Raw genomic sequence first — 12,167 nt, 5'->3', positions numbered from 1 at the left:
CACCGAGGAAACCCGCGCCTGGCGCGGGTTTTTTCGTTAAACTCGCACTCCTTTTTCCACATCCTGCAACGGAGGCGGATGGCCTGTTTCGCCATCACGCCCGGGGCTTATGAATCAGACTCTGCGCATCACCGAAATCTTCCATTCACTGCAGGGGGAGACCCGGACCGTCGGCCTGCCGACCGTGTTCGTGCGCCTGACCGGCTGCCCCCTGCGCTGTCAGTACTGCGATACCGCCTATGCCTTCAGCGGCGGCGAGCTCATGACCCTCGAGCAGATCCTCGAGCAGGTCGCCGGCTACCGGCCGCGCTACGTCTGCGTGACCGGCGGCGAACCGCTGGCGCAGCCGAACTGCATCCCGCTGCTCAAGGCGCTGTGCGATGCCGGCTACCAGGTGTCGCTGGAAACCAGTGGCGCGTTGGACATCGCGCCGGTGGACGTTCGGGTCAGCCGGGTGGTCGACCTGAAGACGCCAGGCTCGGCCGAGGTCGGCCGCAATCGCTACGAGAACATGGCCGAACTGACCCGCAACGATCAGGTGAAGTTCGTCATCTGCTCGCGCGAGGACTACGACTGGGCGGTCTCCAAGATCATCGAGTACCGTCTCGACCAGCGTGCTGGCGAGCTACTGATGTCGCCCAGCCATCATGAGCTGGAGGCGCGCAGCCTGGCCGAGTGGATCATCGCCGACAACCTGCCGGTGCGCCTGCAGCTGCAGCTGCACAAGTACCTGTGGAACGACGAGCCCGGCCACTGATCGCGAGGACCATCGACATGACTGACAAGAAAGCGGTAATCCTGCTGTCCGGCGGCCTCGACTCCGCCACCGTGCTGGCCATGGCGCGTGCCGAGGGCTACGCCTGCTACACCATGAGCTTCGACTACGGCCAGCGTCACCGCGCCGAGCTGCAGGCTGCCGAGCGGGTGGCGCGCCAGCTCGGGGCGCGGGAGCACAAGGTGGTCGGCATCGACCTCAACGGCATCGGTGGCTCGGCGCTGACCGACAGCTCGATCGCCGTGCCGGAGGAGGCCAGCGAGGGCATCCCGGTGACCTACGTGCCGGCGCGCAACACCCTGTTCCTGTCGCTGGCGCTGGGCTGGGCCGAGGTGCTGGGCGCTCGCGACATCTTCATCGGGGTCAATGCCGTGGACTACTCGGGCTATCCGGACTGCCGGCCGGAGTTCATCGAGGCCTTCGAGCGCCTGGCCAACCTGGCGACCAAGGCCGGCGTGGAGGGCGAGGGCTTTCGCATCCAGGCGCCGCTGCAGTACCTGTCCAAGGCGCAGATCATCGAGGCGGGGTTGGCCCGCGGGGTGGATTTTGCCCTGACGGTTTCCTGCTATCAGGCCGATGCCGACGGTCGCGCCTGTGGCCGCTGCGACAGCTGCCGCCTGCGTGCCGAAGGCTTCCACGCCGCCGGGATTGCCGACCCGACCCGCTATGTTTGAAAATAGTTGCCGCTGGGTGTTGTATTTCCGTTAGAAATCAGTAATATACACACCAAGTTGGGGCGTTAGCTCAGTGGTAGAGCAGTTGGCTTTTAACCAATTGGTCGTAGGTTCGAATCCCACACGCCCCACCATTTTTTCCCTCCTCGCAGTTCCCTCGTTTCTTCCCTGCTAGTTATCCCGTCTGGTGCTCTGGATCGGGTTTATACTCCGTTTCCCGCACCCTAACCTTCAGGTGCAGCAAACATGACGCAGATTTCCGAACAACTCCTGGTCCAGGCTCATCTGGATGCCAAGCAGCCGCGCCCGCTCACCGAGCTGGAGATCGCCGACTACCGTCAGGCCATCGCTGCCGAGCTCAAGGCGCGTGACGCCGTGCTGGTTGCCCACTACTACACCGATCCGATCCTCCAGGCGCTGGCCGAGGAAACCGGTGGTTGCGTGTCCGACTCGCTGGAGATGGCCCGCTTCGGCAGCCAGCACCCGGCCTCGACCATCGTGGTCGCCGGCGTGCGCTTCATGGGCGAGACGGCGAAGATCCTCAATCCCGAGAAACGCATCCTGATGCCGACCCTGGAGGCGACCTGCTCGCTGGATCTGGGCTGTCCGGTCGAGGAGTTCTCGGCCTTCTGCGATCAGCATCCCGAGCGCACCGTGGTGGTCTACGCCAATACCTCGGCGGCGGTGAAGGCGCGTGCCGACTGGGTGGTGACCTCCAGCTGCGCGGTGGAGATCGTCGAGAGCCTGATGGACAACGGCGAGAAGATCCTCTGGGCGCCTGACCGCTTTCTGGGCAGCTATGTGCAGCGCGAAACCGGGGCCGACATGCTGCTCTGGCAGGGCTCGTGCATCGTCCACGAGGAGTTCAAGGCCAAGCAGCTGCTCGATCTCAAGGAGCTGTATCCGGAGGCGGCGGTGCTGGTGCACCCGGAGTCGCCGGAGTCGGTGGTTGCCCTGGCCGATGCGGTGGGCTCCACCAGCCAGCTGATCAAGGCGGCGCAGACGCTGCCCAACCAGATCTTCATCGTCGCCACCGACCGCGGCATCCTCTGGAAGATGCAGCAACTGTGCCCCGGCAAGTCGTTCATCGAGGCGCCGACCGCCGGCCAGGGTGCGACCTGCCGCAGCTGCGCGCACTGCCCGTGGATGGCGATGAACACCCTGGAGCGTACGCTCAAGTGCCTGCGCGAGGGCAGCAACGAGATCCACGTCGATCCGGCGCTGATCCCCAAGGCGGTCAAGCCGCTCAAGCGCATGCTCGACTTCACTCAGGCGGCGCGGCTCAAGGTGACCGGCAACGCCTGATCTGCCCTACAGAAACGCGAAGGCCCGGCAATTGCCGGGCCTTCGCGTTTCTGTGCGCCGTTCAGCGCAGCAGCTTGTCGATCATCCGCTTCTCTGCCTCCAGCTCGCTGTGGCGCGCGTCGATGCGTGCCGCCAGCTGGAAGTTGCCGTTGCTGCGGCGGCGGGCGAAATCCAGCTGCTCGAGCGCCTGGTCATAGTCGCCGACCAGTGCGAAATACTCGGCGCGGGCCTGATGCAGGCCGATGATGTTGCCGGACAGGCCGCGGGTTTCCGCCTGCTGGAACCACAGCTCGGCATCGCTGGGGCGCTCCTTGAGCAGGCGGTCGAGCTGCTGTTCGGCCTCGGCGGCGCGGTTCTGCTTGAGCAGCAGTTCGCTCAGCGACTGGCGGACCGGATAGCTGGCCGGATACAGGCCGAGCAGGCGCTGCAGGCGCTGGCTGGCGGCGTCCAGGCGGTTGCCGGCGATGTCCAGCTCGACCTGGGCGAGGTTGTAGACGATGTCGTTGGGCGCCTTGGCCAGCAGGGGCTGCAGGTTGCTGCCGGCTTCCTTGAGCTGCCCGCTGTTGATCTGCGCCAGAGCAAGGCCATAGCGCGCGGCGTCCAGCTCGGGGTTTTCGTCGAGCAGGGCGCGGAAGCGCTTGGCTGCCAGTCCCGGCGAGCTTTCATAGCTCAGCTGCACGCGGGCGCGCATCAGCTGGTAGCGCAGGCTGTCGGTGTGGCCGTTGCTGGCGGCCTGTTCGGCGCGGTTGCGGGTGTCGGCGACCCGCGACTCGCTGAGCGGGTGGGTCAGCAGGAACTCCGGCGGCACCCGGCTGTAGCGGTACTGGCGCATCAAGCGCTCGAACATGCTCGGCATGGCGCGGGGATCGTAGCCGGCCTGCTGCAGGTTGAGGATGCCGATGCGGTCGGCTTCCTGTTCATTCTGCCGCGAGAAGCGCCGCTGCGCCTGGATGGCCGCGGCCTGGGTCGAGGCGATCGCGGCGATCCCGGCATCGCCGGCGCCGGCGGCTGCGGCGACCACGCCGGCGAGCATGGCCGCCATCATCGGCACCTGCATGCGCTTCTGCTCCTCGAGGCCGCGGGCGAAGTGGCGTTGCGACAGGTGGGCCAGTTCATGGGCGAGCACCGAGGCGTACTCGCCCTCGGTCTGCGCGTGGAGGAACAGGCCGCCGTTGACCCCGATGACCCCGCCGGGGGCGGCGAAGGCATTGAGCTGCGGACTGTCGAGCAGGACGAAGACCAGGCGGCGGTCCTGCAGCTGACTGGTTTCCGCCAGGCGGTAGACACTGCTTTCGACGAAGTCCTTGAGCAGCGGGTCGGGCAGGCTCTTCACCTGGCCGCGCAGCACGTTGAGCCAGGCGCGGCCGAGCTGGTGTTCCTGTTCGGGCGAGACGATCGAGGAGCTGGCATCGCCCAGCGCGGGCAGGTCGCTGGCGAGGGCCGGGGTGGCCAGCAGGCAGGTCAGCGTCAGCAGGGTGGGGCGCAGCATCTTCATCGCTCGGACTCGGGACGGCAAAGTGGTTACTCTAGCCGCAGGCGGACCCGGCTGGCCAGTGATGCGCCGGCTTGGGTATGCTGCGCGGCATTTGCGGAGAGCGATCATGATCGAGACTGCCGGGCCGGTGCCGGCCCACGACGCCGAGCTGGATGCCCGCGGGTTGAACTGCCCGTTGCCGCTGCTCAAGGCCAAGCTGGAGCTCAATCGCTTGCCCAGCGGCGCGGTGCTCAAGGTGATTGCCAGCGATGCCGGCTCCCAGCGCGACTTTCGCGCCTTCGCCCGTCTGGCCGGGCACCAGTTGTTGCGTGAGGAAGAGGAAGCGGGCTGCTTCCGCTACTGGCTGCGCAAGGCCTGAAACCCACACGTCGGCGATTGGTCGACACTAGCTGTTGTGTCCAAGGAAGTCCGATGCTCAAGGTGTTGCGTGGTTGGCTGTACCGCTACTTCTCTGACGAGGAAGCCGTGGTGCTGGCGGTGGTGCTGGTGCTGGGGTTCGCGGTCGTTCTGAATCTAGGCGGCATGCTCGCGCCGGTACTGGCGGGCCTGGTGCTGGCGTTTCTGATGCAAGGGCCGATCGGCTGGTTGGAGCGCCTGCGCGTGCCGCACATGCTGGCGGTGTGGGGGGTGTTCACCCTGTTTGTCGCCCTGCTGGCGGTATGTCTGTTGCTGCTGGTGCCGCTGGTCTGGCGCCAGCTGCTGACCCTGTTCAACGAGCTGCCGCGCATGCTCGGCGAGTGGCAGGGGCTGATGCTGCTGTTGCCCGAGCGCTATCCGCAACTGGTCACCGAGGAGCAGGTGCTGCGTGCCATCGACAATGCCCGCGGCGAACTGGGGCAGGTCGGGCAGTGGCTGCTGTCCCAGTCGCTGGCCAGCCTGCCGATCCTGGTGGGGATGATGATCTATCTGGTGCTGGTGCCGATCCTGGTGTTCTTTTTCCTCAAGGATCGCCGGCAGATCGCCGAGTGGTTCGGCGGCTACCTGCCCAGCGAGCGCGCTCTGATGACCCGCGTCTGGCAGGAGATGAACCAGCAGAGCGCCAACTACATCCGCGGCAAGGTGATCGAGATCGTCATCACCGGTGGGGTCACCTACGTCGCCTTTGCCGTGCTGGGGTTGAACTATGCGGCGCTGCTGGCCCTGCTGGTCGGCTTGTCGGTGGTGGTGCCCTATGTCGGTGCGGTGGTGGTGACCGTGCCGGTAGCGATGATCGGCTTGTTCCAGTGGGGCTGGGGCGACCAGTTCATCTACCTGATGGTGATCTACGCGATCATCCAGGCACTGGATGGCAACGTGCTGGTGCCTCTGCTGTTCTCCGAGGCGGTCAACCTGCACCCGGTGGCGATCATCTGCGCGGTGCTGCTGTTCGGCGGGCTGTGGGGCTTCTGGGGGGTATTCTTTGCCATCCCGCTGGCGACCCTGTTCAAGGCGGTCATCAATGCCTGGCCGAGGCGGGTGCAGGCCGGCGCGCAGTAGCGGCTGCCGCAGGCCTGTGGTGACAGGCCTGCGGCAGCCGGCGGGCTTCAGCCGGCGTTGAGGGCGCGCGCGGCTGCCAGCACGGCATCGACATGACCCGGCACCTTGACGCCGCGCCACTCCTGGCGCAGCACGCCGTCCTTGTCGATGAGGAAGGTGCTGCGTTCGATGCCGAGGTATTCCTTGCCGTACAACTTCTTCGGCTTGATCACGTCGAACAGCTGGCACAGCTGCTCGTCGGCGTCGGACAGCAGCTCGAAGGGAAACTCCTGCTTGCCCTTGAAGTTCTCGTGGGACTTCAGGCTGTCGCGCGACACGCCGAACACCAGGGTGTTGGCGGCGGCGAACTCGTTGTGCATGTCGCGGAAGTTCTGACCCTCGGTGGTGCAGCCCGGAGTGCTGTCCTTCGGGTAGAAGTACAGCACGACCTGCTGGCCCTTGAGCGCGCTGAGCACCACCTGCTGGCCGCTGGTGGCCTGGATCTGGAAATCGGCGACGGGCGAATCGATGGCTACCGGCATGGCAGGCTCCTGAACAGTAGAGGGTTACGGATTCTGCGGGCGCCACGGCTCGATCAGGGCGTCGAGGTTGAGGGCGTCGGCGAAGTCGAGGAACTGGTCGCGCAGCCAGCTGATCTGGGTGCCCGGCGGCAGGGTCACGGTGATGGTGGCGTTGAGCAGCAGGGTACCGGTCTGCGGCGCCTGATAGGTGTCGCAGGTGAGGTTTTCCAGTTCGACGTGGTGGTCGGTGAAGAACTGGCACAGCTCGCCGATGATGTCCGGGCGATAGGCGGCGCTGATGTAGACCACGTAGGGCAGGGCGTTGGCGCGCTCGACGGCGGCGGCGCTGCGGGTCATGTTGATGCTGAACTTGTGGCGCTTGGCCAGCGGCGCCAGGCTGGCTTCCAGACGCGCCAGCGCGTCCCAGCTGCCGGAAACCTGCAGTACCAGCGCGCTGTACTCGCCATGCCGGGTCAGGCGGCTGCTGACCACGTTGCAACGGCTTTCCTGACTGGCGCGACAGAGCACGCTGGTGAGCTCCATGGGCGAGGCTCCCAGGGCGCTGATCACGAGAAACTGTTCACGGGGTAGGGTGGTGGACATGCAGAATTCCTGGTGCAAAGAGATGGCGGCAGAACGGGGGCCGGCAGAGCCGGGAAGGGTAGCGAAAAGCGCCGGCAAGGGGAATGCCCGGCGGCCTGCCACCAGCTTGTGCAAGGCTGGTGGCATCAGTACCATTACGCCTTTATCTATATAGCGGCAGGAGTGGTTGCATGATTACGGGCAGCATGGTGGCACTGGTCACGCCCATGGATGCAGAAGGCCGTCTGGATTGGGACAGCCTGACCCAGCTGGTCGATTTTCACCTCCAGGAAGGCACCAACGCCATCGTCGCGGTCGGCACCACGGGTGAGTCCGCCACGCTGGACGTCGACGAGCACGTCGCGGTGATCCGCCACGTGGTCAAGCAGGTCGCCGGGCGCATCCCGGTGATCGCCGGTACCGGAGCCAACTCCACCCGCGAGGCCATCGAGCTGACCGCCGCCGCCAAGCAGGCCGGCGTCGATGCCTGCCTGCTGGTCACCCCGTACTACAACAAGCCGACCCAGGAAGGCCTGTACCTGCACCACAAGGCCATCGCCGAGGCCGTGGCCATTCCGCAGATCCTCTACAACGTGCCGGGGCGTACCGCCTGCGACATGCTGGCCGATACCATCGCTCGCCTGTCCACGGTGGCGAACATCATCGGCGTCAAGGAAGCCACCGGTGACCTGCAGCGCGGCAGGGAAGTCCTGGACAAGGTTGCCTCCGGCTTCCTGGTCTACTCCGGCGACGACGCTACCGCCGTCGAGCTGATGCTGATGGGCGCCCAGGGCAACATCTCGGTGACCGCCAACGTCGCCCCGCGGGCGATGAGCGAACTGTGCGCCGCCGCCATGCGCGGTGATGCCGCCACCGGTCGCGCGATCAACGAGCGCCTGATGCCGCTGCACAAGCAACTGTTCTGCGAAGCCAACCCCATTCCGGTGAAGTGGGCCCTGCACGAGATGGGTCTGATTCCCAAAGGCATCCGCCTGCCCCTGACCTGGCTCAGCCAGGACTGCCAGGAGCCGCTGCGTCAGGCCATGCGCCAGGCCGGTGTGCTGGCCTGATCGACGGAGAACATGCATGAAGCAACTGGCCGGACTTTCCGCGCTTGCCCTGATCATCGCTGCCAGCAGCGGCTGCGGTTGGATCTGGGGCGATAATGGCTACTTCCGAGACCGTGGCAGCGACTACCTGACTGCCCGCGAAACGGCTCCGATGCAGCTGCCGCCGGATGTCCAGGCGCGTCGCCTCGAGCCCCTGCTGCCGGTGCCGGCTGCCGTGTCGGCATCCACTGCCGAGGGCAAGTTCGAAGTGCCGCGTCCGCAGGCGCTCAATGCTGCCGCCCTGCGCGGCGACGACGCTGCGCAGGGCGGCAGCGTGTCGCTGCTGGCCGACCGCAGCTACGATGCGCCGGATCGCGTCAGCCTGACCACCGACGGCAGCGGCAATCCGCTGCTCAGCCTGGCCAGCGATTTCGATCGCGCCTGGTCGGCGGTGGGTCGAGCGCTGCAGGATGGCGATGTGCGGGTCGACGACATGAACCGCAGTCTCGGTATCTACTACATCAACCTCGCCGAAGGCGCGGAAAAGCCCGACGAAGAGCCGGGCTTCTTCGCCCGCCTGCTGGGTGACGATGATGCCGCAGAGGATGAGGCGAGTGGCGAGCGTTATCAGGTCCGCCTGACCACCGTGGGCGACAGCGTCCAGGTGTCGGTCGAGAAAAGCCTCGAGAGCGTGGCACCCAGCGATGTGGCGCGCCGCGTGCTGGAGTTGATCCAGGAACATCTCGGCTGATCCGGGCAGCAGCCCCCAGCCGCTACCAGCGATAGGCGAAACCCCCAGGGTTTCGCCTGTTTTGTTTGCCAGAAACGGAAATGCCGACATGAGCACACCCACCACCCTGAGCCTGAAGAAGATCTACTCGGGCAAGGTTCGCGACCTCTACGAAATCGACGACAAGCGCATGCTGATGGTGGCCACCGATCGTCTGTCGGCCTTCGACGTCATCCTCGACGAGCCGATCCCGGAGAAGGGCAAGATCCTCACCGCCATCTCCAATTTCTGGTTCGACAAGCTCAAGGACCTGGTGCCCAACCACTTCACCGGCGACAAGGTCGAGGACGTGGTGCCGGCTGACGAGCTGCCGCTGGTGGAAGGGCGTGCGGTGGTGGCTAAGCGCCTCAAGCCGGTTGCCGTGGAGGCCATCGTGCGCGGCTATCTGGTCGGCTCGGGCTGGAAGGAGTACCAGAAGAGCGGCACCGTCTGCGGCATCGCCCTGCCGGCGGGCCTGAAGGAAGCGGCCAAGCTGCCGCAGCCGATCTTCACTCCTTCGACCAAGGCTGCCGTCGGCGACCATGACGAGAACATCTCCTTCGCCCAGTGCGAGGCGATCATCGGTGCCGAGCTGGCCGCCAAGGTGCGCGACACCGCCATCGCCCTGTACAGCGCGGCGGTCGAGTATGCCGCCACCCGCGGCATCATCATCGCCGACACCAAGTTCGAGTTCGGCCTCGACGAGGATGGCACCCTGACCCTGATGGACGAGGCGCTGACCCCCGACTCCAGCCGCTTCTGGCCGGCCGACAGCTACGCCGAAGGCACCAACCCGCCGAGCTTCGACAAGCAGTTCGTGCGCGACTGGCTGGAGTCCACCGGCTGGAACAAGGAGCCGCCGGCGCCTGCCGTGCCGGCCGAGGTGGCGCAGAAGACCGCGGACAAATACCGCGAAGCGCTCACCCGGCTGACCTGCTGAAAACTGCCAGGACGCGCAAGCAACTGATCCTGCGTGAAAAAATCCTCGCAAGGGGCTTCGCCAAACGGATTTGAGCTGGTATTATTCGCGCCGACTTGGGGGAGATGCCGGAGTGGTCGAACGGGACGGATTCGAAATCCGTTGTATTCGCAAGAGTACCTAGGGTTCGAATCCCTATCTCCCCGCCATATTGACGTTGAAAGCCCCGCATTGCGGGGCTTTCGCGTTTCTAGGGTAGGCCAATCCCCGGAGTTCTGGGGCGCCTGTCGCTCCCTGTGCTCCTCCCTCCCGAAACCGGCAAGCATCCGGCGACCCTGCTCGAGCAAGGCGATGGTTGCGCGCGGTCTGTTCATCGGGAGCACCGGGTTTTTACGACCCAAACCTCGACATGGTTGCGCGCTATCCGCGGTTTTTTCCGCCTCCGCATTCCGGTCGCCACGCTTGCCGGGCAATAATATTTGCCCCCTGCCCGTCAAAGAATGGATTCCTCATCGTGAAAAAGTGGATCGCTGCGCCGTTGTTGGCGCTCTCGGTTGCTGCAGCTGAAGCCCAGTCACTTAACGTCGCCAACTGGAGCGACTACATCGATCCCGCGGTGCTGGAAGCCTTTACCCGCGAAACGGGCATCGCGGTGAATTACCAGACCTACGACAACGACCAGGAGGTCTACGACCTGCTGAAGAAGGGGGCGTCGCTGGATGTGGTGGTGCCATCCACCGACAATTTCGGCAAGCTGATCGAGGAGGGGCTGCTGCGCCCCTATGCGGCGGCCAGTCTGCCCGGTTTCGAGGTCCTCGAGCCGTTGATCATGACGCGTCTCTCCGGCCATGATCCGGCCCGCGAGTATGGCGTGCCCTACCTGTGGGGCAGCATCGGCCTGGCGGTGAACGTGCCGCTGGCCGAGGCCGCGCTGGGCGGTCCGGTGCCCAGGACCTGGGGGCTGGTGTTCGACAAGGAGCTGGTCAGGCGGCTGTCTTCCTGCGGTGTCACCGTGCTGGACTCTGCCAACGATGTGGTCAGCTTGCTGGTGAACTATCGCGGGCGCAGTCTGAGCCACATTGGCGAGAACTACGCCTCGCGCTCGCTGCAGTATCTGGGCGAGCTGCGTCCGCATTACCGCTACGTCGGTGGTGATGACTACATCGACGATCTGAGCGCCGGCAAGAACTGCGTGAGCATGGCCTGGACGGGGGATGCGCTGGCGGCTGAAGCGCAAGGTCAAGCGGTGAAGTTGATCGAGCCCGAGGAGGGCAGTCTGGTGTTCGTCGATATCCTGGCGATCCCCACCGCAGCGCAGAACGTGGAAGGAGCCAAGGCCTTCATCAGCTACTTGCTGCGTCCGGAGGTCTCGGCCCAGATCGCCCGGGCCACCTACTACCAGACGCCGAACACCAAGGCGCGCCAGATGCTGGAGTCCTCTGACGAACATTTCCATGCCGCCAAGCTGTCCGCCGGCATGTTCGGCTACATGGCGCCGAAGGCGGAGGTCGGCAAGCTGATCGAAGAGTCCTGGCCGCGCCTGCAGCAGGGGCAGCCGGCGCCCCGCTGAAGTCCTGCTCCGCCCTCATGCCAAGCCCCGAGAGATCGGGGCTTGGTCGTTTTTGGCCACCGGCCGGGCGTTTTGCGGGCGGTTTCTTTGCTGCGCTGCAATATGAAATACGCACGCCGCCCATGCGGCTGGGGGAGGGGCGTAGGCCGTCCAGTGGGCTTCGCCAATAAACAAATACTTGAGGCACGCCTTTCACGTGACATTGCAGCTTGTGCAGTGCGGTCTATGCTTCTCTTCGCGGTACTCAGGAGCGAGTCGCCTGGCGGACATGGGGTCGGCCGGGAGCGTCGGCTCGCGGATCTACGGGCGTGGTGCCGAGGCCCTGGCTGGCCGGAGCCTGCTGCCTGTCAGCGGAGTCAGGAGATCGTCCATGCATCATGCAACTTCCCGTGTCGCGGCCGCGTTGCTGCTTGCCGCCGCCAGCCTGCCGGCCATGGCCCAGTATGATTCGGTCGGGCTGTACATGTTCGGCCATGTCGGCCAGTCCAGTATCGACCTCGGCAGTGAGCGGCGCGCGCTCGATCAGTTCCTGGTGGACGCGGGGGCGACTAATCTGTCGTCCTCGCTGGACGACGAGGATACCGCCTACAAGCTGGGCTTGGGGCTACAACTGAATCGCTACTTCGCCCTCGAGGGTACCTGGGTCGATCTGGGGGAGTTCAGCTACAAGGGCGTGGCCAACGAGGGTTCCCTGAAGCTCGATCTGGAAAGCAGTGGTTTTGGTGGACATCTGGTCGGTCGACTGCCCTTCGACTACGGCCTGAGTGTGTATGCCAAGGCAGGCTGGCATGCGCTCAAGACCAAGGTCTCAGCGAAGGGCATTGCGGCCGGTGGTGGAAGTGCCTCTGCATCCGATGACGACACTGAAAGCGTCGGCTCCTGGGCGGTTGGTGCTGCCTGGCAGTTTGCGCCGCAGTTCAGCGTGGTCGGTGAGTTCGAGCGCTACCGGGACGTTGGCAGCGATGATCTGAGTGGCGGCGATGCCGACGTCGATTTCTGGTCGCTCGGCCTGCGCTACGACCTGCTCTGAGTCGCGTTCGACCAGCCGACTGC

13 protein-coding genes and 2 tRNA genes are annotated in these 12,167 nt (G+C 65.3%); 12 read left to right on the top strand and 3 right to left on the bottom strand.

Features of this window, described 5'->3' with window-relative positions; genetic code table 11:
• The first annotated feature begins 109 nt into the window (after window positions 1–109).
• From queE to nadA, 4 genes are all read left to right on the top strand, one after another.
• On the top strand, window positions 110–757 hold the full coding sequence (gene queE / locus BM297_RS13400) for a 7-carboxy-7-deazaguanine synthase QueE (RefSeq protein WP_092432342.1): 648 nt from the start codon (window positions 110–112) through the stop codon (window positions 755–757).
• A gap of 17 nt (window positions 758–774) precedes the next feature.
• The gene (gene queC / locus BM297_RS13395; protein ID WP_092432340.1) at window positions 775–1,449 is read left to right on the top strand and encodes a 7-cyano-7-deazaguanine synthase QueC; all 675 of its coding nucleotides are present in this window, start codon (window positions 775–777) and stop codon (window positions 1,447–1,449) included.
• A gap of 59 nt (window positions 1,450–1,508) precedes the next feature.
• Window positions 1,509–1,583, top strand: a tRNA-Lys gene (locus BM297_RS13390).
• A gap of 112 nt (window positions 1,584–1,695) precedes the next feature.
• A complete protein-coding gene (gene nadA, locus BM297_RS13385) occupies window positions 1,696–2,754 on the top strand; it encodes a quinolinate synthase NadA (protein WP_092432338.1) in 1,059 nt (352 codons plus the stop codon).
• Window positions 2,755–2,815: 61 nt separating this feature from the next.
• Here nadA and BM297_RS13380 read toward each other — a convergent pair whose 3' ends face one another.
• Complete coding sequence (locus tag BM297_RS13380) at window positions 2,816–4,249, bottom strand: M48 family metalloprotease (protein WP_092432336.1); 1,434 nt, start codon at window positions 4,247–4,249, stop codon at window positions 2,816–2,818.
• A gap of 106 nt (window positions 4,250–4,355) precedes the next feature.
• On the opposite strand from BM297_RS13380, the gene BM297_RS13375 reads away from it, so the two are divergent.
• Together BM297_RS13375 and BM297_RS13370 are read left to right on the top strand one after the other, a co-directional pair.
• A complete protein-coding gene (locus BM297_RS13375) occupies window positions 4,356–4,607 on the top strand; it encodes a sulfurtransferase TusA family protein (protein ID WP_092432334.1) in 252 nt (83 codons plus the stop codon).
• 53 nt (window positions 4,608–4,660) lie between these two features.
• Complete coding sequence (locus BM297_RS13370) at window positions 4,661–5,725, top strand: AI-2E family transporter (protein WP_092432333.1); 1,065 nt, start codon at window positions 4,661–4,663, stop codon at window positions 5,723–5,725.
• Window positions 5,726–5,772: 47 nt separating this feature from the next.
• Here BM297_RS13370 and BM297_RS13365 read toward each other — a convergent pair whose 3' ends face one another.
• On the bottom strand, window positions 5,773–6,246 hold the full coding sequence (locus BM297_RS13365; protein ID WP_092432332.1) for a peroxiredoxin: 474 nt from the start codon (window positions 6,244–6,246) through the stop codon (window positions 5,773–5,775).
• Between the two features lie 24 nt (window positions 6,247–6,270).
• A complete protein-coding gene (locus BM297_RS13360; protein WP_092432330.1) occupies window positions 6,271–6,828 on the bottom strand; it encodes a glycine cleavage system transcriptional repressor in 558 nt (185 codons plus the stop codon).
• A gap of 170 nt (window positions 6,829–6,998) precedes the next feature.
• Here BM297_RS13360 and dapA point away from each other — a divergent pair, with 170 nt between their 5' ends.
• The 6 genes from dapA to BM297_RS13330 all read left to right on the top strand — a co-directional run bounded on the left by dapA (window position 6,999) and on the right by BM297_RS13330 (window position 12,144).
• On the top strand, window positions 6,999–7,877 hold the full coding sequence (dapA, locus tag BM297_RS13355; protein ID WP_092432328.1) for a 4-hydroxy-tetrahydrodipicolinate synthase: 879 nt from the start codon (window positions 6,999–7,001) through the stop codon (window positions 7,875–7,877).
• Window positions 7,878–7,893: 16 nt separating this feature from the next.
• Window positions 7,894–8,607 carry an outer membrane protein assembly factor BamC gene (gene bamC, locus BM297_RS13350; protein ID WP_092432325.1) on the top strand — a complete coding sequence of 238 codons (714 nt, stop codon included), beginning with the start codon at window positions 7,894–7,896 and terminating at the stop codon, window positions 8,605–8,607.
• A gap of 88 nt (window positions 8,608–8,695) precedes the next feature.
• Window positions 8,696–9,565 (top strand): phosphoribosylaminoimidazolesuccinocarboxamide synthase, encoded by an 870-nt coding sequence (locus BM297_RS13345; RefSeq protein ID WP_092432322.1) that lies wholly within the window; start codon window positions 8,696–8,698, stop codon window positions 9,563–9,565.
• A gap of 98 nt (window positions 9,566–9,663) precedes the next feature.
• Window positions 9,664–9,753, top strand: a tRNA-Ser gene (locus tag BM297_RS13340).
• Window positions 9,754–10,058: 305 nt separating this feature from the next.
• On the top strand, window positions 10,059–11,114 hold the full coding sequence (locus BM297_RS13335) for an extracellular solute-binding protein (RefSeq protein ID WP_175526651.1): 1,056 nt from the start codon (window positions 10,059–10,061) through the stop codon (window positions 11,112–11,114).
• A gap of 370 nt (window positions 11,115–11,484) precedes the next feature.
• Complete coding sequence (locus BM297_RS13330; RefSeq protein ID WP_175526650.1) at window positions 11,485–12,144, top strand: outer membrane beta-barrel protein; 660 nt, start codon at window positions 11,485–11,487, stop codon at window positions 12,142–12,144.
• The last annotated feature ends 23 nt before the right edge of the window (window positions 12,145–12,167 follow it).

This window comes from Geopseudomonas sagittaria, from assembly GCF_900115715.1.
GTDB classification, from domain to species: domain Bacteria; phylum Pseudomonadota; class Gammaproteobacteria; order Pseudomonadales; family Pseudomonadaceae; genus Geopseudomonas; species Geopseudomonas sagittaria.
The sequence above is the reverse complement of the archived record's forward strand: the minus strand, read 5'-3'. Positions and strand labels throughout refer to the sequence as shown.